Annotated in this window: 19 protein-coding genes and 1 tRNA gene; 7 read left to right on the top strand and 13 right to left on the bottom strand. The window is 65.1% G+C overall.

Annotated features, from left to right (window positions below; all coding sequences use genetic code 11):
* The first annotated feature begins 237 nt into the window (after positions 1-237).
* The gene (rfbB, locus tag ABZW16_RS31215; protein ID WP_354959671.1) at positions 238-1,245 is read left to right on the top strand and encodes a dTDP-glucose 4,6-dehydratase; all 1,008 of its coding nucleotides are present in this window, start codon (positions 238-240) and stop codon (positions 1,243-1,245) included.
* A gap of 164 nt (positions 1,246-1,409) precedes the next feature.
* Here the strand turns inward: rfbB and ABZW16_RS31210 are convergent, their stop codons facing one another.
* Both ABZW16_RS31210 and ABZW16_RS31205 read right to left on the bottom strand, forming a co-directional pair.
* Positions 1,410-3,062, bottom strand: a complete 1,653-nt coding sequence (locus ABZW16_RS31210) for a DUF2142 domain-containing protein (RefSeq protein WP_354959670.1) — start codon at positions 3,060-3,062, stop codon at positions 1,410-1,412.
* Positions 3,059-4,018, bottom strand: coding sequence for a glycosyltransferase (locus ABZW16_RS31205; RefSeq protein WP_354959669.1), 960 nt, complete (start codon positions 4,016-4,018; stop codon positions 3,059-3,061). The genes ABZW16_RS31210 and ABZW16_RS31205 overlap by 4 nt, the downstream gene beginning before the upstream one ends.
* Positions 4,019-4,124: 106 nt before the next feature.
* Here ABZW16_RS31205 and ABZW16_RS31200 point away from each other — a divergent pair, with 106 nt between their 5' ends.
* Both ABZW16_RS31200 and ABZW16_RS31195 read left to right on the top strand, forming a co-directional pair.
* Positions 4,125-4,685 carry a GtrA family protein gene (locus ABZW16_RS31200; protein ID WP_354959668.1) on the top strand — a complete coding sequence of 187 codons (561 nt, stop codon included), beginning with the start codon at positions 4,125-4,127 and terminating at the stop codon, positions 4,683-4,685.
* A gap of 123 nt (positions 4,686-4,808) precedes the next feature.
* Entirely contained in the window at positions 4,809-6,704 is a 1,896-nt protein-coding gene (locus tag ABZW16_RS31195) for a glycosyltransferase (protein WP_354959667.1), read from the top strand.
* A gap of 195 nt (positions 6,705-6,899) precedes the next feature.
* On the opposite strand, the gene ABZW16_RS31190 is transcribed toward ABZW16_RS31195, so the two are convergent.
* The 8 genes from ABZW16_RS31190 to ABZW16_RS31155 all read right to left on the bottom strand — a co-directional run bounded on the left by ABZW16_RS31190 (position 6,900) and on the right by ABZW16_RS31155 (position 14,439).
* On the bottom strand, positions 6,900-7,409 hold the full coding sequence (locus ABZW16_RS31190; RefSeq protein WP_354959666.1) for an O-acetyl-ADP-ribose deacetylase: 510 nt from the start codon (positions 7,407-7,409) through the stop codon (positions 6,900-6,902).
* Positions 7,410-7,492: 83 nt separating this feature from the next.
* Positions 7,493-8,344, bottom strand: coding sequence for an NAD(P)-dependent oxidoreductase (locus ABZW16_RS31185; protein WP_354959665.1), 852 nt, complete (start codon positions 8,342-8,344; stop codon positions 7,493-7,495).
* A gap of 185 nt (positions 8,345-8,529) precedes the next feature.
* Entirely contained in the window at positions 8,530-9,264 is a 735-nt protein-coding gene (locus ABZW16_RS31180) for a hypothetical protein (RefSeq protein ID WP_354959664.1), read from the bottom strand.
* Positions 9,265-9,389: 125 nt separating this feature from the next.
* Entirely contained in the window at positions 9,390-10,445 is a 1,056-nt protein-coding gene (gene rsgA, locus ABZW16_RS31175; RefSeq protein ID WP_354959663.1) for a ribosome small subunit-dependent GTPase A, read from the bottom strand.
* 202 nt (positions 10,446-10,647) lie between these two features.
* Positions 10,648-11,598 (bottom strand): glycosyltransferase family 2 protein, encoded by a 951-nt coding sequence (locus tag ABZW16_RS31170; RefSeq protein WP_354959683.1) that lies wholly within the window; start codon positions 11,596-11,598, stop codon positions 10,648-10,650.
* 254 nt (positions 11,599-11,852) lie between these two features.
* A complete protein-coding gene (locus tag ABZW16_RS31165) occupies positions 11,853-12,692 on the bottom strand; it encodes an ABC transporter ATP-binding protein (protein ID WP_354959662.1) in 840 nt (279 codons plus the stop codon).
* Positions 12,693-12,705: 13 nt separating this feature from the next.
* Positions 12,706-13,533: an ABC transporter permease gene (locus ABZW16_RS31160; protein WP_354959682.1), complete on the bottom strand. Its 828-nt coding sequence runs from the start codon at positions 13,531-13,533 to the stop codon at positions 12,706-12,708.
* 306 nt (positions 13,534-13,839) lie between these two features.
* The gene (locus ABZW16_RS31155; protein WP_354959661.1) at positions 13,840-14,439 is read right to left on the bottom strand and encodes a bacterial proteasome activator family protein; all 600 of its coding nucleotides are present in this window, start codon (positions 14,437-14,439) and stop codon (positions 13,840-13,842) included.
* 228 nt (positions 14,440-14,667) lie between these two features.
* Here ABZW16_RS31155 and ABZW16_RS31150 point away from each other — a divergent pair, with 228 nt between their 5' ends.
* Positions 14,668-15,870 (top strand): cysteine desulfurase-like protein, encoded by a 1,203-nt coding sequence (locus ABZW16_RS31150; RefSeq protein WP_354959660.1) that lies wholly within the window; start codon positions 14,668-14,670, stop codon positions 15,868-15,870.
* Here the strand turns inward: ABZW16_RS31150 and ABZW16_RS31145 are convergent, their stop codons facing one another.
* Positions 15,871-16,875 (bottom strand): NAD(P)H-quinone oxidoreductase, encoded by a 1,005-nt coding sequence (locus ABZW16_RS31145; protein WP_354959659.1) that lies wholly within the window; start codon positions 16,873-16,875, stop codon positions 15,871-15,873. It lies immediately after the preceding gene.
* A 344-nt stretch (positions 16,876-17,219) separates the two neighbouring features.
* On the opposite strand from ABZW16_RS31145, the gene ABZW16_RS31140 reads away from it, so the two are divergent.
* Together ABZW16_RS31140 and ABZW16_RS31135 are read left to right on the top strand one after the other, a co-directional pair.
* The gene (locus ABZW16_RS31140; protein ID WP_354959681.1) at positions 17,220-17,630 is read left to right on the top strand and encodes a MarR family transcriptional regulator; all 411 of its coding nucleotides are present in this window, start codon (positions 17,220-17,222) and stop codon (positions 17,628-17,630) included.
* 56 nt (positions 17,631-17,686) lie between these two features.
* Positions 17,687-17,771: transfer RNA gene (locus ABZW16_RS31135), tRNA-Ser, on the top strand.
* 654 nt (positions 17,772-18,425) lie between these two features.
* Here ABZW16_RS31135 and ABZW16_RS31130 read toward each other — a convergent pair.
* Positions 18,426-18,845 (bottom strand): hypothetical protein, encoded by a 420-nt coding sequence (locus ABZW16_RS31130; protein ID WP_354959658.1) that lies wholly within the window; start codon positions 18,843-18,845, stop codon positions 18,426-18,428.
* A 576-nt stretch (positions 18,846-19,421) separates the two neighbouring features.
* On the bottom strand, positions 19,422-19,769 hold the full coding sequence (locus ABZW16_RS31125) for a hypothetical protein (protein WP_354959657.1): 348 nt from the start codon (positions 19,767-19,769) through the stop codon (positions 19,422-19,424).
* 470 nt (positions 19,770-20,239) lie between these two features.
* Between ABZW16_RS31125 and ABZW16_RS31120 the strand changes: the two genes are divergently transcribed.
* A complete protein-coding gene (locus ABZW16_RS31120; protein ID WP_354959656.1) occupies positions 20,240-21,454 on the top strand; it encodes a cytochrome P450 in 1,215 nt (404 codons plus the stop codon).
* The last annotated feature ends 179 nt before the right edge of the window (positions 21,455-21,633 follow it).

Below are 21,633 nucleotides of genomic sequence, written 5' to 3'. Positions count from 1 at the left end.
TGGTGAACCGTTTGTGACCGTTTATTCAAATTTTGTTCACCATCACGACCCGAAGCTTGGTGAGTTCTTTGAAATCACTACGTTGACCATGGTTTTTTGCGGGAATCCGAACTAATCGCCTTTCTTTACAATCGCTTAGCGTGACGAAGCTCACAGATTAGAACTCTCGCTGCGCAGGTGGGCGTAGGGAAGCGGATCCGGCGTCGGCACACCGCCGCGGCGACGTAAGGTCAGGGGGTGCGACTGCTCGTAACCGGCGGGGCCGGATTCATCGGTGCGAATTTCGTCCAACAGACGGTGGCCGAGCGGCCCGACGCCACTGTAACCGTCCTTGACGCCCTGACCTATGCGGGAAATCGGGCCTCGCTCGAGTCGGTGGCCGACCGCATCGATTTCGTACACGGTGATATCGCCGATCTGGATCTGGTGGACGAACTCGTCAGCGGTGTCGACGCCGTGGTGCACTTCGCCGCCGAATCGCATAACGACAACTCCCTCGCCGAACCGTGGCCGTTCGTGCAGACCAATATCGTCGGCACCTACTCGCTGCTGCAAGCGGTGCGCCGCCACGAGGTGCGCTACCACCATGTCTCCACCGATGAGGTCTACGGCGATCTCACCCCGGACGGGCCCGCATTCGACGAGAACACCCCCTACAACCCGTCCAGCCCCTACTCGGCCACCAAGGCATCGAGCGATCTGCTGGTGCGCGCCTGGACCCGCTCGTTCGGCGTCCGCGCGACGATCTCCAACTGCAGCAACAACTATGGGCCGTATCAGCATGTGGAGAAGTTCATCCCGCGCCAGATCACCAACCTCATCGATGGGGTTCGGCCGCGGCTCTACGGTGCCGGACACCAGGTGCGCGACTGGATCCACGTCGATGACCACAACCGTGCGGTATGGGACATCCTGGAGCGCGGGCGGACCGGCCGGACCTATCTGATCGGTGCCGACGGCGAACTCGACAACAAGTCGGTGGTGCGGATGGTCCTCGAGGCCTTCGACCGCGATCCGGACGACTTCGACCATGTCACCGACCGCGCCGGCCACGACCAGCGCTATGCGATCGATGCGTCGCTACTGCGCACCGAACTCGGTTGGACGCCGAGGTATTCGGATTTCCGTGCCGGGCTGGCCGCCACCATCCAGTGGTACCGCGATAACGAGAGCTGGTGGCGTCCGGCCAAGGCCAGCACCGAACGCGCGTATGCCGATGCGGGCGAGCGGACCATCAACGCCTGAACTCTCCCCGCCTCCGCGAGCCTCTGGCCGGACGTTGGGAGCACCGAGGTTCAGCTCCTGGGCCGACGGTCGGTGTGTGCCCGGGTTCTGGGTATACCCGGTGAGGTCCCCATGTCCTTCCGAAATCAGTTGTTGCGTGGCACGAACCGAGAGCGCGGGGTCTGTCAGCCCCAGACGATCGAGTAGTACTTCCAGAGCGCGGCGATCAGGGCCACCAGCGTGGCCGCGATAATCGTGATCGCCGGACCCTTGGCCGGAGTCCGACCGCGGACATCGGTGAGCCGCAATGGCATCCAGCGCAGCAGCACCACCAGTGCCAGGATCGCCAGCGGTACGAAGTACCGGCCCTGTACGCCGTCGATGATGTAGTAGCCGACCGGGGTGAACGACATGTACAGCGTCACGTAGATCATCGCGACGCTCGCGAGCACGGTCAGCGCCACGATCAGCGTGCGCCGGAAGGTGGCGGTCGCGGTGTTCATCCGATCCGCGATACCGACGCTCACCGCGAATGCGAGCAGGCAGGCCAGCACCGTCAGGGCGGGGACGTCGATGTAGGCGAAGCCGAGTTCACCGAAGAACTGAGTGAACCACCGCTGGTCGCGCAGTGCGATGCTCTCGCCGAAGACGTTCACGAAATCCAACGGGTCGCTGAGGATGCCGTGCAGCTGATCGCTGGGCCGGACCGAATTCCACTGGTGCGGTGGGCGCATCAGGCCCATACCGTCGGTGGTCGGTGCCGCGATCTTCATCCAGACCGCGAAGGCCGCCGCGCCCAATGCCGCGAAACCCCATGGGAGCAGACGCTTCCAGCCGGAATTGCCGCCGAAGGCGAACCGGTCCGTCGGCACCAGCACCACGAGCATGGCCAGTAGTACATAGGTCGGCTTGCTGACCGGCAGCGCGACGGTCGCGGCCAGCAGCGCCGCGGTCTCGACGCGACCGAGGCCGTTGCCGAGGAACAGTGCCTTGACCAGCAGCGCGGAGACCAGAATGGCCAGTGCGTTGGTCAGGGTATCGGCAGTGACGGTGCCCGCCTGGAAGACCGCGATCGGCAGTACGGCGACGGTGAACGCCAGCCACTGCACCCGATGCGCGCGCAGGGCGTAGAGGCCGAATCCGACGAGGGCGAGATAGACGGCCAGGCCCGCCAGGCGGGTCAGCAGCATCATGGCGCCGACATTGAGCCCGAACAGCTCGGCGAGCCGAATGCCGATGGCGGCCGGGATATACGGCACCGGCGAGTAGGCGGCGGTATTGGTGAACCAGACCGCTTCCTCGGTCTTCGACACCGCGGCGCCCTCGAATCGGGCATAGGCGCCGGGATCGGCGACCATCGGATCCGGCTCATCCGGATTGGTCGTGTAATCGTGCAGCGCGTAGCCCATCAGCGCGGTGATGCTCGAAGGCACATCGCCGCCGTAGGAGATGCCGCGATTGTCGGGGATCCGCTCGGGTCGGAACCCGCCGTGCGCGACCTGATAGGCGCGACCGAACTGGGTGATCTCGTCGTGGCCCCAGAACGGCGGGGTGATCCACGCGAACAGCGCACCGAAGACCGTGACGATGATGGTGAAGGCGATCGTGGCGGCGCCGAAGCGGGCCACGATCCGACGTCCGAAATCGCGCTTCGGATTGTTCGTGGCCGGAGCGTCGCTGTCCGTGCTGCTCGAATCCCGATCGGTGGCACCGGATTCGGATGCGGACGCGGGCAGTGCCGTCGAATCCCCAACGGCGGTATCGCTATCCGCGCTCAGCGCCGGTTCCGGGTTCGATTCGGTTGCGGCGGTTGCGGTCCGATCCGCCGAGGTGGTCAACGCTCGGCTCCACCGGTGTCATCCGCGCCGACCGCCGAATACCGCAGGTAGACAAGTCGCGCGGCCTCGTGCCGGGAGCGCCGGATGCCATCCAGGATCAGGCCGGCGGTCCAGGCCAGGCTGCCGAGCAGCAGCAGGGTGAAGCCGAGGAACAGCGTCGGGAAGCGCGGCACCTCATGGGTGTTGTAGAACTCGACCACGATCGGGATGGTCAGGATGATCGAGACCAGCCAGCTCAGCGTGCCGAACAGTCCGTAGAACGCGACCGGCCGCTCATGTCTGGCCAATCCGATGATCAGCGCCAGGATCTTGAACCCGTCGTGGTAGGTGCGCAGCTTGCTCTCACTGCCCGCGGGCCGATCACGGAAGCCGACCGGAACCGCGGTCTGCGGCACCCGCAGATGCAGGGAGTGCACGGTCAGTTCGGTTTCGATCTCGAATTCGCGCGAGACGGCCGGGAAGCTCTTGACGAACCGGCGCGAGAACACCCGGAAGCCGCTGAGCATATCCTCGACGTTCTCGCCGAACACCTTGCCGACGACGCCGTTGAGCACCTTGTTTCCGGTCTCGTGGCCGGAGCGATAGGCCGATGCGCCCTCGTCCTGTTTACGCACACCGAGCACATGGTCATAGGGGCCGTCGAGCAGTGTCTTGATCATCAGCGGTGCGGCCGACGCCTCATAGGTGTCGTCGCCGTCGATCATCAGATAGATATCGGCCTCGATATCGGCGAAGGCGCGGCGCACCACATTGCCCTTGCCCTTGGTGTGTTCATGGCGCACGATCGCCCCGGCCGCGCGGGCCCGTTCGGCGGTCGCGTCGGTGCTGAGGTTGTCGTAGACGTAGACGACGATTCCCGGCACGGCGGCCTGCAGGTCGGCGACGACCTTGGCGACCGAAGCCTCCTCGTTGTGGCACGGCACCACTGCGGCAATTCGGAGCTCGGTGGAGTCCACCCGGTCAATCCTCGATGTCGGCGGTGAATGGGGAACACCGGGAGGGTACAGGGCTGCACCGCTTGGTGCTCACTCGGTTCCGAGCCTACTGGGGTACCGTCGCCGAGTGCCTTACCCCGAGCAGCCCGTGTCATTCTCCGAGCGGACCGGCTCCCCGCAATCGCCGCCGGTCGACGCTGCGGAGCCGCCGGTGGACGACTCGCTGACCGCGAAGGTGATCGCCGCGCTGCGGCGCGGTGGTGCGTTCCTGGTGGTCGGCGCGATCGGCTTCCTCGTCGACGCGGGCACCTATAACCTGCTGGTTTTCTGGGGCGGCGAGGGTGTGCTGTACCACGCGCCGCTGCCCGCCAAGATCATCGCGATCGCCGTGGCGACCGTGGTGACCTACTTCGGTAACAAGTGGTGGACCTTCGGGCACAAGAAATCCGACAATCCCGGTCGCGAATATTTGTTGTATGCCGTATTCAACGTGGTCGCTATCGGTCTGCAACTGGGTTGCCTCGGATTCTCCCGCTATGTTCTCGACCTGTCGTCACCGCTCTCGGACAACATCTCCGGCACGCTCATCGGCCAGATCGTCGCGGTGATATTCCGCTATTGGGCCTATGACAAATTCGTATTCGTCGGTTCGGCGAACACATCAGCTAACAGTGAGCAACATAAATGATGGCGGTGGCCGGGTTGCTGGACAGGCGGTTGCCGAGTCCGGTTGATATCCTCGGCCCCGCCGCGAACGGCCATCCTGGGGCATGTCTGTCCCGTCGGCACCGAAACGATTTCGAGGACCTTCATGGATCAGTCGGCTACCAAAGCCGTTACCGAGACGAATGACCGCCCTTCGACCGCGCCCGCCTCGCTGCGCGCCGATCACCAGGCGCCCGATCGGTTGGTGCTGCAGCGCGGCATCTTCACCGGGCCGTCGGCGAAGGTGAGCGATGAGCTGTACGCCGTCGTCAAGGGAAGAGCACATCGGGAACGGCTGGAGCTGCGACTGGACAAGGGTGCCTCCGCGCACACCAACACCTATTTCGGGCGGTTCGCGGCCAGCTACTGGCAGCGCTGGACCACGGTCACCGAGGTGTGGGCGACCATGGTGCTGGATGTGACCAAGCGGGCCAGGATTCGGCTCGTCGCCTCCGATATCGCCGGGCACCGCCGGATCATCGACACCGCCGAGGTCACCGCGAGTGGCCCCTTGACCTTGACCGCACCGCTGGACCAGTACGTCGACGGCGGCGCGCTGTGGCTCGAATTCGATGCCATCGGCGGCGAACTCGGCATCTCCGCGCAGACCTGGACAGCGACCGCGCCCGATCACGTGCGCCCCGTCGCCATCGCGATCTGCACCTTCAACCGGGCCGCGGACTGCGCCGAGACGGTGGCCGCACTGGCCTCCGACGCGCCGATACTCGCGGCTATCGACGCGGTGTACGTGGTCGATCAGGGCACCGATCTGGTCGAGAATCAGCCGCGCTTCCAAGAGACCCTGCCGGTCTTCGGTGACAAGCTGCGATACATCCGCCAGCCGAATCTCGGTGGGGCGGGCGGGTTCACCCGCGGTCTATACGAGGTGTCCGCGGTCAACGAGCACGCCGACGTCATCCTGATGGACGATGACATCCTCTGCGAGCCGGAAACGGTATTGCGGCTCAATGCCTTCGCCAATCTGACCGCGGAACCGACCTTGGTCGGCGCGCAGATGCTGTTCCTGCTCAACCCGGACTACCTCAATGTCGGCGCCGAGGAAGTGCATCTGCACGAACTCAAGCACGGCCAGAAGGTGTCGAAGGCGCTGCGCAACACCAGCATGCTCAAGAAGAACCAGGAGCGCCGCGTCGACGCCGGGTACAACGCCTGGTGGACCTGCCTGATCCCAGCCGAGGTGGTCGCCAAGATCGGGCTGCCGGTGCCGATCTTCTTCCAGTGGGACGATGTCGAATACGGCATCCGGGCCCGCGAGCACGGATTCGTCACCGTCACGCTGCCCAATGCCGCGGTGTGGCATGCCGACTTCTACTGGAAGGACTACGACGACTGGGCGCGCTACTTCAGCACGCGCAATTCGCTCATCGTCGGTTCGCTGCACGCCGATCTCGATGGCAAGGCCATTACCCGCCAGCTGTTCCGCAGTCTGGCCGAACACCTGGTCGCCATGCAGTACGGCCTGGTGCACACCACGCTGCAGGGCATCGAGGATTTCCTCCAGGGCCCGAAGATCCTGCGCGACGGCGGTATCGCGGCCCTGGCCGCCGCCCGCACCGGCCGCGCGGACTACCCGGAGACGATCAAACATTCGGCCGCGACCCCGCCGGTCCGCTCGGGCGATATCCAAATGCGCCGTGCCGGTGGCGAACCGAGCCGGGTGACCGCGGTCCTGATCAAGCGGGCGATCGCCCAGTGGACCGGCCGCACCCAGCACGGCCTGATCGGCGTCACCCGCGAGGACGCGCACTGGTGGCACGTCGCGCTCTTCGATCATGTCGTGGTCACCGATGCCTCACAGTCCGGCGTCCGAATCCGCCAGCGCGACAAGCCCCGCGCCCGCGCCCTGCTGATCCGCACCATCCGCGTCCTGCGCCGCCTGCGCCGCGACCTGCCCACCCTCACCGAGCAGTACCGCGCCGCCGTCCCCGAACTGACCAGCCGCGAGAACTGGGAGCGCCTGTACGGCATCAAGCCGGACTAGCCCCGAACATTCGCCACGCACCCATGCGCGCTACATCCCGGCCTAGCGGACTAGAACTGCTGTCGCACAACCAATGACTAGCGCGCACAGGGTGTGAGGTCTGCGCGACCGTCACTGGTTATGCGTGATGATCGTTGATCTGCCGATAATTTGTGCGCGGTTCGCGGAACGTGACCGGTCTTCGGGCGCGGCTGTTCAGTGCAGCGCGGTTTCGAATGCGGTGTATGCGCGCTCGTCGAACAGGACGAAGCGAACTTCGGTGAGGTTTGTCGTTGTGCTGCGGACGGTTTCGATGGCGATGCGTGCGCCGTCGTCGATCGGCCAGCGGTAGATGCCGGTGGAGATGGCAGGGAAGGCGATGGTGTGGGCGCCCAATTCGTCTGCTACCCGCAGTGATTCGCCGTAGCAGGAGGCGAGCAGGGGGCTGCGGTCCTCGGTTGCGGACCAGACCGGGCCGACGGTGTGGATGACCCACTGGGCCGACAGCCGCCCCGCGGTGGTGGCGACGGCCTGACCGGTCGGTAGTCCCTTGCCGAAGTGCGATGCCCGCAGATCACGGCAGGCGTCCAGAATTTCGGGACCACCCGCGCGATGGATCGCGCCGTCGACCCCGCCACCGCCGAGCAGCGATGAATTGGCCGCGTTGACGATCGCGTCCACCGACTGTTTCGTGATATCGCCACGGACCAAGGTGATGGTGACCACGGTATCGACGGTAGCGGCAAGTAGGGCAATTGCCGAAAGGCCACCCTCGGCCGGTGTGGCGTGCCGAGGGTGGCCGCCGTCGGTCAGAGGAACAGGTCGGTGGTCAGTTCGGTATTGCCGGGGACCACCCGGTACTTGTCGAGGTCGGTGATGCCGTGGGCGGCCAGGACCTCGTCATCGAGGAAGAAGTTGCCGCTGGTCTCCTTCGACGGCGAGGTCAGCACCAGGTAGGCGGCGTCGGCGTAGATATCGGGGGTGCGGGAGGTGGCGATCATCTCCTCGCCGCCGAGCAGATTCTTAACCGCGGCGGTGGCGATGGTGGTGCGCGGCCACAGCGAGTTGACGGCGATGCCGTCGCCCTTGAGTTCCTCGGCCAAACCCAGTGTGGTGAGCGACATTCCGTACTTGGCGATGGTGTAGCCCAGTGCCATGCCCGCCCACTTCGGGTCCAGGTTGAGCGGCGGGGACAGGGTCAGGATGTGCGGGTTGCGGCCCGCCGCGGCCGATTCGCGCAGCGCGGGAATGCTGAGCTTGGCGAGCAGGAAGCTGCCGCGGCAGTTGATGTCCTGCATGAGGTCGTACTTCTTCATGGAGATGGCGTCGGTGGGCGAGAGGTCGATCGCCGACGCGTTGTTGACCACGATATCGATGCCGCCGAAGCGCTCGACGGTCTGCCGCACGGCCTCGGCGACCGACTCATCGATGCGCACATCGCCGACGAAGGGCAGTACCGTGCCGCCCGCCGCCTCGAGCTCCGCCGCCGCGGTGTGGATGGTGCCGGGGAGCTTGGGATGGGGCTGGTCGGTCTTGGCGATCAGGGTGATATTCGCGCCGTCGGCCGCGGCCCGCCTGGCGATCTCCAGACCGATGCCACGGCTGCCGCCGGACATGATCATCGTCCTGCCCGCGAGCGGCTTGGATCCCGGTTCCGTCATGACCTGCTCCTGTCGTCGATGCCGCGGGTGGGTGCGCCCGCGGCCGTGCTGACCCGGTGGGCGACCTGCGAGCAGTCGCCAGCGGGTGTTGTGCAGGTTAAGCGTAACCCAGATCGTTATGCAACCAGTTGCATAGGGTGCTCGAAAAAAGGCGCCGGAAATCCGACGCCTTTCCGTCCCACCTGTCAGATGCTGGAGGCTCCGGCGATCAACAGGATGTTCAGCAGGATGATCAGCGCCGCGAAGGCCCAGGTGATGTAGATGAAGACGACGCCGGGCGTCTTCTGCGGAACCGGGCCGATCGCGCCATTGAGGAAGATGATCGCGGGCGGCTTGTAGTAGAACCGCGCGCCCTGACCTTCCTGAACCACCGCCGTCGCATTCGCCGGGCCCATATCGAACAGCCAGGGCGTGGTCACCCGCACGTGGTACTGACCGGGACCGACCGGTATGTGGTTCTGCCCCCACCGCGTATTCGGCACCCGCTGGCCGTTCACCAGAATCTTCGGCTTGGTTATCGCCAGCAGGAAGGAGAACCATTCATAGGAGGCCTCGACGGTGATTCCGGGCGGGGCCGGAGGTGCGCCGTAGCCCGCCTGTTGCGGGGCCGGTTGCCCATAGGGCGCGGGTGGCTGGCCGTACGGTTGCTGGCCGTAGGGCGGAGCGGGCTGACCGTACGGTTGCGGCTGCGCGAGGTGCGGCTGGCTGCCGTACTGCGGTTGCGGAATGTGCGGCTGGCTGCCATAGGGCGGCTGCGGAATATGCGGCTGGCTGACCGGTGGCTGCCCCGCGGGCGGCGCATACTGCGGTGGCGCACCGTAGGGATTCGGCGCGCCCTGTGGCGCAGGCTGACCATACGCGGGCTGTCCGGGCCATTGCCCGGGCTGGCCCTGAGGCGGATACCCGCCGGGGTAACTCATCGGAACCCTCCCGTTTAGCGATTGTGCGTGCCGACCCTACCGTGTTGCTGCGGGGTTCGCTGGGCCCGTCGGGGCGCGCCGGCCGCCTGCCCGGCCTGTCGCTCCCCGCCGGGTATCCGGTCGAATCAGCGTCGCGAGCCGCGCTCCTGGTAGAACTGCCGCTGCTGCTTGTGGATAGCGCGCCACACCTTCGCGCGTTCGGCCGCCAGCCGCTTATCCGATCGCGCTGCGTTCCAGGCGTTTTCCCGTTCGAGCTTGCGGTAGCTGTCGAAGCGCCGCTGGGTGAGCGCGCCGTTGTCGATGGCCTGCTGTACCGCGCAGCCGGGTTCGCCATTGTGGGCGCAGTCGTCGAATTGGCATTGCGCCGCGAGGGATTCGATATCGCTGAAGGTCTTCTCGATGCCATCGGCCGCATCCCAGATTCCGATGCCGCGCAGTCCGGGCGTATCGATCAGGGTGCCGCCGCCGGGCAGCGGCCGCAGCTCCCGATGCACGGTGGTATGCCTGCCCTTCTTATCCGCCGCGCGAACGGCACCGGTGGCGAAGACTTCCTGGCCGAGCAGGGCATTGGCGAGCGTCGATTTCCCGACGCCGGACGGACCGATCAGCGCGACGGTGCCGTCGAGCATCGCGGTGAGCACATCCAGTCCGTATCCGCTGTCCGCGCTGACCGCGAGCGCGACCGCACCGGGTGCGATGGCCTGCACCTCATCGAGCGGAATATCCAGCGCCGCATCCGCCTTGGTGAGCACCACGACCGGCTGCGCGTTGCTCTCCCAGGCCAGTGCGAGCATCCGCTCGATCCGGCCGAGATCGATATCGCCATGGGCCGCACTGCAGATCAGTACGGTATCGACATTCGCGGCGAGCACCTGGCCCTGTGCGCGGCGGTCCGCGGCCGAGCGCATGATCGCGCCCCGGCGCGGAAGCAGTTGTCGCACATTCAGTTCGGCATCGATGCTCACCCAATCACCGGTGCACAATCCGCTGATCTCGGAATCAGGCGTATTCAACCGCGGGCAACGGGCACGCGCGGATCCGGTCGGCGTCGCGACATCGCATTCGCTGCGATCCATCCGGATCACCCGGGCCGGTACACACCCGTCTTCGATGAGCGCGGCATATTCGTTGGCAACGACTTCGGTCCAGCCGTAAGGGACGAGAAGGTCGTGGTCGACCATGATGGAAGGGATCCTTCGTCGGCGCCGAGCCCGAACCGGACTCAGCGAGAGGTATCTGAGGTGGAAGTCCGTGCGGCAGCGTGCGTTTGCACAGCTGACCCGGGCACGACAAACTCAACATTGCGTGTCACGATTTCCACCTCCTCACTCATCTCTCGACGTTGTTCGCCCACTTTGGCACAGCGCGGAAAACCCGCGCAACCTATTTTTCGCCGGGGGTCTTCGCATCCGGATCGGGCTTGCCGAACTGCTCGTTGCGGCCCAGGCTGCGCAGGTGGAACCATTCGCGCAGACCGGCCGGATCGCGGCGGGTGACCAGGAAGAACCAGGAGAAGCGGATCCATTCCTGGGGAAGCAGTTTGCGCATGCCGGGCTGGGACATCAGATAGCCGCGGTTGCGGTAGGTGAAGTAGCGCTTGACCGGGTCGTCCGGATATTGCGTGTGCATGCGGCCACCGAGGATCGGCTTGAATTCGGCAGCGCCATTGGGATGCAGGTAGGCCGTCTGCAGGCAGGTGCCGAAGGGCAGGCCGGAGCGGACCAGCCTGCGGTGCACCTCGACCTCATCGCCGCGCACGAACAGCCGCAGATCGGGGACGCCGATCAGATCGACCGCCTTGGCCGAGATCAGCGCGCCGTTGAAGAGCGAGGCGATGCCGGGCAGGAAATCCTCATCGCCCAGTTCGGAACGTAGCCGCCGCCAGACCACACCGCGGCGCAGCGGGAAGGCGAGGCGATCGGGTTCATCGATATCGCAGACCACCGGCGATACCTCGACCAGGCCGTACCGCTGCGCGCAATCGAGCAGGGTGGCAAGGACTTCCGAACCGTCGGGGCGGCCGTCGTCATCGGCCAGCCACACCCAGTCCGCGCCGAGGGTCAGCGCGTGCAGCATGCCGAGCGCGAAACCGCCAGCGCCGCCGAGATTATGGGCCGAGCCGAGGTAAGTGCATTCCAGCGGCTGCTGGGCGACCAGATCCGCGACCTCGGGTTCGTTGCCGTTATCGACCACGATCAGGTGGTCCACCGGGCGGCTCTGGGAGGCAAGGACTTTCAGGGATTCGGCGAGCAGTTCAACGCGTTTGTGGGTGACGACGACGGCGACGATCTTGGCATCGGGGCCGGTGCTGGCGGGGGTGCGGGCGGCTTCGATCTGCGCTGGTGACGGGTCGTCGGAGTCATCGGCCAGGTCGTCCGGGATCGGCCGGGCGTGGTCGTCCGCGGATCGAGGCTCCGTGGCGTTCGTAGTTTGCGCTGCCGCATCGGCTGCGGGCTGCGGCGCTGCGTCGTGCGACGCGGGGTCGTTCGCCGGGGCGGCCGGGGTCGGCGCGTCGGAGTCTGCTGGCACGGAGTCGATCGGGGCCTCGCGCCCCGCGTCGATCGGGGCGTTCTGCCCGGTCGGCTCACTCATGCCTGATTCCGCTCCAATTCTCGCTCGGTTCCCATTGTCCGTTCCGCTTCCATTTCCCGCAGCACGGTGGCGACATGATTGCCCGCCTCCGGGCCCTCGTAGGCACGCACCACTTCTTCGATACCGCCGCGCAGGCGGATCTGCCCGTGGTCGACCCACATGGCGGTGTCACAGAGCTGGGCGAGAAATTCGTTGGAATGGCTGGCGAACACCAGGATGCCCGAGCGGGCCACCAGTGATTGCAATCGGAGCCGCGCCTTCTTCATGAATTCGGCGTCCACCGCGCCGATACCCTCGTCGAGCAGCAGGATCTCCGGATCGATCGAGGTCACCACGCCCATTGCGAGCCGCACCCGCATACCCGTGGAATAGGTGCGCAGCGGCATGGACAGATATTCGCCGAGTTCGGTGAAATCGGCGATCTCATCGATCTTCGCCATCATCTGCTTGCGCGTCTGCCCGAGGAAAAGCCCGCGGATGATGATGTTCTCGAAGCCGGAGATCTCCGGATCCATGCCGACGCCGAGGTCGAAGACCGGTGCCACCCGGCCGCGGATGCGCGCGCTGCCGCGCGAGGGCTCATAGATTCCCGAGAGCAGCCGCAGCAGTGTCGATTTGCCCGCGCCGTTGTGGCCGACCAGGCCGACCCGGTCACCCTCTTTCAGCGAAAGGGTGATGTCGCGCAGCGCCTCTACCACCACGACATCGGACTGATTGCGGCCGATCGCACCGCCCGCCTTGCCGAGAAACGCCTTCTTCAGTGACCGCGATTTGGCGTCGAAGATCGGGAATTCGACCCACGCCTGGCGGGTTTCGATACTCACATGGTCGGTCATCGGGCCCGATCTCCTATACCCAGTACGGCACGCGCGAACGGTACTGCTTCATGGCGAAGATCGCCACGATCCAGCCGACCACGGTGATGGCGCCGACGATCACCCAGTGATACAGATGCTGATCGTCACCGAGCAGCGGCGCGCGGACGATCTCCAGATAGTGGAAGGTCGGCACGATTTCGGCCAGCTTGGCGCGCTCGCTCACCTGACCGCCCTGCGACTGCAGACTTTTCGTATTCCACATGACCGGAGTCAGCACGAAAAGCATCAGCGTGAGGCTGCCGAGGATCGGCGCGATATCGCGGTAGCGGGTGCTGAAGATGCCGAACACGATCGAGACCCACATCGAGTTCAGGAACACCAGCCCCAGCGCGGGAATGGCGAAAATCGCTGTCCAGTGCAGTTTTTCCCAAACCCCGAAGGCGACCAGCACCACCAGATAGATCAGCATGTTGTGCGCGAAGAACAGCAGCTGCCGCCAGACCAGGCGATAGACGTGCACGCTCAGCGCCGAGGGCAGCTGTTTGATCAGCCCCTCATTGGCGATGAACACCTCCGAGCCCTCGAGAATGCTGGCCTGGATCACATTCCAGACGATGATGCCGATGGCCACATACGGCAGATAGTCCTTGATCGACTGATCGAGCAGCGCCGCGTACAGAATGCCGATCGCGGCGGCCTGCACACCGGTCGCGATGGTGATCCAGAACGGACCGAGCACCGACCGGCGGTAGCGCTGTTTGATGTCCTGCCAGCCCAGCGACAGCCAGAGCTCGCGCTGGGCGAAGCCGCCGCGGAAGTCGTTGAACGCGCGCCCGAAGGTCTGCGAGTCCGAGACGATCGGTGTTTCGATCGCCGCGGACTGTGCGTCCTCGGCTTGTTCGGTCGGCTGATCGACCGGGTTCTCATCCGCGGTTGCGGTGTTCTCGTCAGGTCGCACGGTTTCGGGACTCTCGTCGGAACGTGCTTGGCTGGTATCTGAACGCACTGAACTCTCTTCAGGACGATCCGGGCTGTCTTCGGGACGCGCCGTATTCACATCGGTAACCGAGTCGGGGCGAGCGGCAGCGGACGGCACGGTGCTCGACACTACCCTCGTAAATTCCAACTGATCCGGCTGGCACACACTGGCCGGGCGCGGCGCGGCTCAGAGATATTGTCCGGATCCGCCGGTGGCCGGGTTCCCGCGCGGGTCGGTCGCGTGGATGCCGGGCGGCAGCGCACCCTGACGCATCTGCTCCAACTGCGCCCGCGCCGCCATCTGCTGCGCGAACAGCGCCGTCTGAATGCCGTGGAACAGGCCCTCCAACCAGCCCACGAGCTGGGCCTGGGCAATGCGCAGTTCGGCATCGGAGGGGATGGCGTCATCGGTGAACGGCAGCGTGAGCCGCTCGAGCTCTTCGCGCAATTCCGGGGCGAGACCCTGTTCGAGTTCGCGCACCGAGGATTTGTGGATCTCGCGCAAGCGGGTCCGGCTGGCGTCGTCCAGCGGAGCCGCGCGCACTTCTTCCAGCAGCTGCTTGATCATGGTGCCGATGCGCATGACCTTCGCGGGCTGCTCGACCATATCGGCCAGCGATTCCTCGGCATCTTCCTTATCGTCCGAATTGCCGGATTTCTCGTCGCCGTCGGTCACGACCTGCGCGGTGAAGGGCGTGTCCGTGCCGGACTCCGCCGGGATGGCCAGCGGCCTGCCGTCGGGCCCGATCACGACAATGGATTCCGGTGCTCCGTCCGATTGCGTCATGGTCCCCATCATGTCGCGTCCGCCGCGAACGCGCTAAGTCGGTCGCCTTCGATCAGGTCACCGGGTCGGTGCCGCGGCCGGGAGGCGACGTCTATTCTGTTCGGGTCGTGTGGTTCGGATTTGCTGAAAGTCGGTTGCCATGCTGAGTCCCAGATCACTGCACCCCCGCCCGCCGGTGAGGGGGAACGCGGTTACCCCGGCTCGCCCGCGCCCCTTAGAGTGGCCAACATGACTTACGACGTCGCAAGGGTGCGGGGCCTGATACCGTCCCTGGGCGACGGGTGGATCCATCTCGACCCGCAGGGCGGAATGCTGGTCCCGGATTCGGTATCTCGTGCCGTATCAACAGGTTTCCGAACCTCCTCGTTTTCTCATATCGGTCGCAACGGTGCCGCCGTGCGCAGTGCCGCGATTCTGGAGGCGGCCCGCGAGGCCGTCGCGGATCTGGTCGGCGGTGATCCGGCGGGCGTCGTGCTCGGGCCGGACCGCGCGGTACTGCTGGCCTGGTTGGCGGAGTCGCTGAGTTCGCGCCTCGGCCTCGGCACCGGGATCGTGCTGTCGCGATTGGACGATGAGGCCAATGTCGCGCCGTGGTTGCGGATCGCGAATCGCTACGGCGCCCATGTGCGCTGGGCCGAGGTGGAGATCGAGACCTGTGAGATGCCGTCGTGGCAGTTCGAGGAACTGATCGGCCCGACCGCCCGGCTGGTCGCGCTGACCGCGGCATCGCCGATCGTCGGTTCCGCGCCCGCGGTGCGCGTCGCGGCGGATCGGGTGCACGAGGTGGGCGGGCTGCTCGTGGCCGACTGCTTCGGCGCCGCGCCCTATGCCCTTATCGATATCGACGAACTCAATGCCGATGTGGTCGCGCTGAGCGCGCCCGCGTGGGGTGGTCCGCAGATCGGCGCGCTGGTCTTCCGCGATCCGGCCTTCCTGGACCGGATTCCGTCGATGTCATTGAACCCCTACGCCAAGGGCGCCGAGCGCCTCGAGGTCGGCGGCCATCAGTACGCACTGCTCGCCGGGCTGACCACCTCCATTGATTTCCTCGCCGGTCTCGACGAACGGGCCAGGGGCTCGCGCCGCGAGCGGCTGGAGGTCTCCATTACCTCGCTGCAGGACTACCACGATCAGCTCTTCGAGCACCTGATGGATGTGCTCGACAAGATCGCCAACCTGACCGTGATCGGCCGCGCCTCCACTCGCATCCCGACCGTCAGCTTCACCATGGCGGGCATGCAGGCCGAGAAGGTCGCCGCCAAACTCGCCGACGCCCGCATCGGCACTCTCAGCGGTGTGCACGGCGGCAGCCGTCTGCTCGACGCCCTCGGCGTCAATGACGAAGGCGGTGCGGTAACCGTCGGTTTGGCCCCGTACACAACGAAATTCGAAATCGACCAACTCGGCCGCGCCCTCGCCGCACTGGAGTGACTAGACGTCCCTGACGTTCAGGACCACCTTGCCGAAGGTTTCGGCGGAGTCGAGCAGCCGGTGGGCCTCGGCGGCCTCGGTGATCGGCAGTTCGGCGTGCACGACCGGAACTACCGTGCCGTCGGCGATCAGCGGCCAGACGTGGCGGTTCAGTTCGGCGATGATGGTGGCCTTGCTATTGGCGCCGGTGGTGGGCCGGTTGCGGACGTTATTGGCGTGAATCGTGCCCCATTTGCCCAGCAGCGCACCGAGATTCAGCTCGGCGGCGACCCCGCCCTGCATACCGATCACCACCAGGTGGCCGTGCTGGGCCAGCGCCTCGACATTGCGTGCGAGATAGGCGGCGCCCATGATGTCGAGGATGATATCCGCGCCCGGACCGCCGGCGCCGGACTCCTCGGCGCGGATCGCGGCCACGAAATCGTCCTCGCGGTAATTGATCAGCACGCTCGCGCCCAATTCGCGGCACTGTTTCAGTTTCTCGGTCGAGCCCGCGGTCACCGCGACGCGTGCGCCCTGGCTCACCGCGACCTGAATGGCGTGGGTACCGATGCCGCTGCCGCCGCCGTGGATCAACACCAGCTGTCCGGCATGCAGTCCGGCGGTCATCGCGAGATTCGACCAGACCGTCGCGGCCGCCTCGGGCAGCGCCGCCGCGGCGGCGAGATCGAGCCCATCGGGCACCGCGAGCACCTGGGTCGCGGCGACCACGACCTTTTCCGCATATCCGCCGCCGGACAGCAGCGCGCACACCCGGTCACCGACCTGCCACTCCCGCACGCCGTCACCGACCTCGGCAATGACGCCCGAGCACTCCAACCCCATGACCTCGCTGGCCCCGGGCGGTGGCGGATAGAACCCCTGCCGCTGCAACAGATCCGCGCGATTGACCCCCGCGGCGGCAACCTCGATCAGCACCTCGCCGTGTCCCGGCACCGGATCGGCCGCCTCGCCCCACTCCATCACCTCGGGTCCGCCGAACCCGTTCAGCTTGATAGCGCGCACCGCCCCATCCTGCCCCGGCCATCGCCCGCCCGCACCCGAACCCCGGCAAACGCGGCCCGCCGGGCGCAAGTATGGCGAGCCCGGCCGAACTCGATCGCGCACTGATCGCGACAATGCGCTGAGTCGCTCGCCGCGCAGTGTTCGCACCCCGCCGCATGGCGAATGCGACCAGGGGCGGGGCAGCTCATCGAGTTGGTTTGATCACATGTCCAAGTGATTCGGCGATCCGTTTTCCCAGTTCAGGCGGGCTTAGAATAGATATCGTGCAACCCGAAACGAGCAGCATCGCGCCCGTTGAGCCGCGATGGCTCTCAGCATCGCAGCAACGTGCCTGGCGGGCGTATATGGATGGCAACCAGCGCTTGGCAACGGCGCTCAACCGCCAGCTGCAACGCGATTCCGATCTCACCCTCGCCGAGTACCGGATCCTCGTCCTGTTGTCCGAGGCCCCTGACCGTTCACTGCGGATGAGCGAACTGGCCGACGGCGTGCTTTCCTCACGCAGTCGGCTCACCCACCAGATCCGCCGCCTGGAGTCGCAGCGGATGGTCCGACGCAATACCTGCCTCGAGGACGGCCGCGGCGTAATCGCCGAACTCACCGACGAGGGCATGCGCCGGCTGGAGGCCGCCGCCCCCGGCCACGTCGAGGCCGTCCGCCGCAACTTCATCGACCTGCTCGATTCCCAGCAGCTCGAGGTGGTGGGCGAGGTCTTCACGCGGGTAGACCACGAGATCGGCAGCGGCGCCGACTGACCCGGCACACCACCCCTCGACGAGCGCCCCGGCCCGCCGGGTACTCTCGTTGGCCTGGAGACGTGGCAGAGCGGCCGAATGCACTCGCCTTGAAAGCGAGCGTCGCGAGAGCGACCGGGGGTTCAAATCCCTCCGTCTCCGCAACGGTTTTCGTCGACTACTCGTCGCATGCCTGGATCGAGGTCTGGTCGATGGTGCGGTCGTCGCGTAGGTCCGCAACCGGGCTGGCCAGTACACGGACGCCGTCGGGGTACTGACACATGACGGCGACGTGGACCGCGCGCTCTCCAGCTCGTGGGGCATATCCCGGCTGTAGACGTCGTTCAACATTTCGGATATCGCTGGGCGGCCGCGCATAACTCGGCGGGGTGCTGGGCTGGGCTTGGTGCTGCGTGTGAACAAGACCTACGGTCCGCCCGATCTCCGCGTTTTCCATTGCAGCACAACGCCGCTCACCACGATCCGATGCCGAGCGACCAGTTGGCTTATGCGCCGTGTTCGTTCGGCGAAAGGCCAGCACCCGTCAATTCACCGGTGGTGCGACTTCGAGATCTTGCCCGTGTTGTAAGTGTGTTGCGGGTCGATTGAGATATGGCCTTGCAAGTTAGTCGATTTCAGGATGCGCCCGGCTGCTCAGAGCGTTGTACGGTGCCGGATTCAACCCTGGACAGGGACCCTTTCCCGCCCATGAGGCGCGGCACCGCACCGCTCTGTTGCTCATCCCCAACACCAGAGCAGCAGCTCGCACGTCGGCATTCAACCAGACACAACTGCCCAACTACTTCGGAAGCGGAACTAGCTCAACGATTCTGCATAAGCCCGAGCGTCAATGGCTTCCAGGGTGGCGATCTCGGCGTCGTCAATTGCCATCAAGGCATAGTCGATCGAAGCCGAGGCATAGCCCTCTGCGTCGTCGGCTCGGCGAGTTGCGACCTTCCGGTCGTGAATGTCTTTCTTGGCCGCAATAGTGTTCTTGATCTTCTCGATCCGCTTGTTGTGCTCCGCCTGGAGTGTTCCCCAGTCGGAAGCCGCGGCAGCCTTCCGCGCTGCGACTTCCGTCTTGAAATTATCCTGCCTGACTTTTGCCTGCGCTTTGGCGGAGTTGATAGCGGCATCCACTTTCTTCCCAGTTTCTTTCTGGGCCGCCGATATCTCCTGTTCTGCGTGCTGCGCGTGGTCTTTAAGTTCTTGTACTTTTTCTGAAATCTTCGTCATGACTCTCTTTCCTTTCATTTCCTAATATATCCACAAATACTATTATAGCTCTTGGTGAACTTGAACGACAAGATGCGACGAATGTGTATCTCGAATCCCGTATACCATCGGGTAAGGGGAAGCAAAATTGTAATTGGTGACGGTACGGCCGACGCGGCATCGTCTCTGGCGTATTTCGTTGTGGCACAGTGTGTTAATGCAGCCTCTGCCCTATGGGTCATTTGTCGAGTTGGTGGTTTCCCAGGCCGCGGAGACAGCCGCGTTCGGAATCCGAGCGCGCGGCGGGAAGGTCGGCCCAGAAGCAATGGCATTGTTCACGAAAGCCTGTCGATTCCGTGTCATCGGATCGAATTCCGTCCCAATGATTTCCAGCATTCGTGCTGATAGAAAATGCGCCCGAAGGGATTCGAACCCCTCACCTTCTGAGCAGGCCCGCATTCTCGACCACGAACAATCCACCCAGCTCGCGACCGGAGCCATCGAGGTCGACCGGACCGTTAGCGCGATCGGCTACGTCGGTCTGGCCAACAGAACCTGTTCGGGTCCGAGTCGAGCCCGACCTGCCGGGCGGTCTGGCTAGCTCTGCTCCCACGCGGCGACCGGCAGCGACAAGTAGACCCCGAAATCGTCCAGTCCTGTCGCCTGCTCGATATCTGCATGCAGCCGCTCGACCCGCTCCTGCCTATTGTCGGCCCGGCTGGCGAACCACTTCGACCGCACCTCGATCACCACATCCAGCCCACTGCGATCGAACGGACCCAACTCCCGGAATCGAATCTCGACATCTCCCGGCCGCAGATCCGAGTCGTATGGTTCCTCCGGGCATTCGACCGCCACCGACACCAGATGCGGAAGTCGTTGCGCGAGTTCCCGAAGAATCGTCTCGGGGACACGCGGTGCATAGGTCACCTCGATCAACGGCACGCCGAGAGTGTATCTATCGCCCGCCCCCGCAATCAGGGCTCGGCGACGTCGCCCGCCACAGAGCCGACAACCACCAATCTGTCCAGGTCCGAGGTCAAGCTTCCGGTGAAACGTCGAGCGTCCCTTGAATCCCGATACCTGTCTGCGTGACGGACTGCACGCGCCGGGCAGGGATTGGCAGATATCACCGAGCTGCGCTGAAGAGCTTTTGAAGTGCGTTCTGTCCCAGGAGTTTTCGTCCGGTCTGCTGCCCGAACAGCTGATCCGTCGTGCAGCTCGCCCTGTGCTCGTCTCGACTCACGCAAAAACCATGTCGGTGTACTGTCCCTGACGACCACCGCCCTCGATGCCGGGCGACGGCGCACATATGTGTTGTCGCTGATCATGCTTGTCGAGTGCTTGTTTCGTCATCGTCTGGAGTCACGCATTTGAGCACAACGCTGTCCCCTGACCAGCCAGAGACCCCTCCTGTGGCATCCGCATCGCCCGGCGACACCGACGGGCCCCGCTTCCCGCTGTACTCCCCGGAGTTCTCCTCCGATCCGCACCGCGTCTATCGCGACATGCGCGACCGCTACGGTTCGCTCGTGCCGGTGGAACTGGCTCCGGGGATTCCCGCGACGCTGGTGATCGGCTACTACCAGGCGCTGCGGATCCTCAACGACCCTGACCGGTTCCCGGCCGACCCACGCATCTGGGAAAAGGACATCCCCCACGACTGCCCCGTACTACCGATCCTGCAATGGCGGCCGACCGCGGTGCACAGCGCCGGAGCCGAACATACCCGGTTCCGTCAGGCGAACACCGCTGCCCTCGCTGGCGTCGACCTCTACGCCATGCGCACCACCGTGGCGCGGATCGCGGTGTCGCTGATCAACACGTTCTGCGAAGCCGGTTCGGCGGATCTGATCAGCCAGTACGCGTTCCCGCTCACCTTCGCCGTGGTCAACGACATACTGGGCTGCTCGGCGCAGATCGGGCAGCGCGTCACAGCCGCCATGGCGGCGATCTTCGAGGGCATCGAAGCACAGCAGGGAATCCAGATGTTCACCGAGGCGCTGTCGGAGCTGGTTGCCCTCAAGCGCGCCCACCCCGGTGACGACGCCACCACGCGGCTGCTGAACCACCCGGCCGAGCTCGACGACATGGAAATGGTCCATCAGCTGGCCAACCTTTACGGCGGCGGCATCGAACCGACACTCAACCTGATCATCAACACCCTCCGGCTGATTCTCACCGACGACCGATTCGCCGGCGGCGTCCTCGGCGGTAGCCTGCAAACCCGCGACGCTCTCGATGAAGTGTTGTTCACCGACCCACCACTAGCCAACCACTGCCCCAGCTACCCGCGGCAGCCGACGCTGATCGACGAAGTCTGGTTGCCCGCTCATCAGCCGGTCATCATCAGTATGACGGGCTGCAACACCGATCCCGGGGTGAATATCGGCGAGTACACGGACAACCGCTCGCATCTGGCGTGGGGTGCGGGACCGCATGCGTGCCCTGCCCGCGACATCGCATATCTGGTCGCTCAGGATGCCATAGACCAGCTTCTGGACGCGCTGCCCGATATCCAATTGGCTGTGCCCGCCGACCGATTGACCTGGCGGCCCGGGCCCTTCCATCGAGCCTTGGCGTCTCTGCCAGTGACCTTCCCGAAATCCTCTCCACTGGATGCGATTTGAGCGACGCGAAGCGCCCTTTACTCACCCGGACCGAAGTCAGATCATGGGGCCACGAGAAGGCGGGAACCCAAGCCGCGATGTGAATCTCTAGGCGTGAGGTTCGTCGTGTGCCTGCCCAGCTGCTCGGTCGTGTGCGGAGTGGGCTCATGAAGATCAAAGGGCGGGTTGGCCTGAAGGGC

The organism is Nocardia sp. NPDC004604 (assembly GCF_040609795.1).
Lineage (GTDB): Bacteria > Actinomycetota > Actinomycetes > Mycobacteriales > Mycobacteriaceae > Nocardia.
The sequence above is the reverse complement of the archived record's forward strand: the minus strand, read 5'-3'. Positions and strand labels throughout refer to the sequence as shown.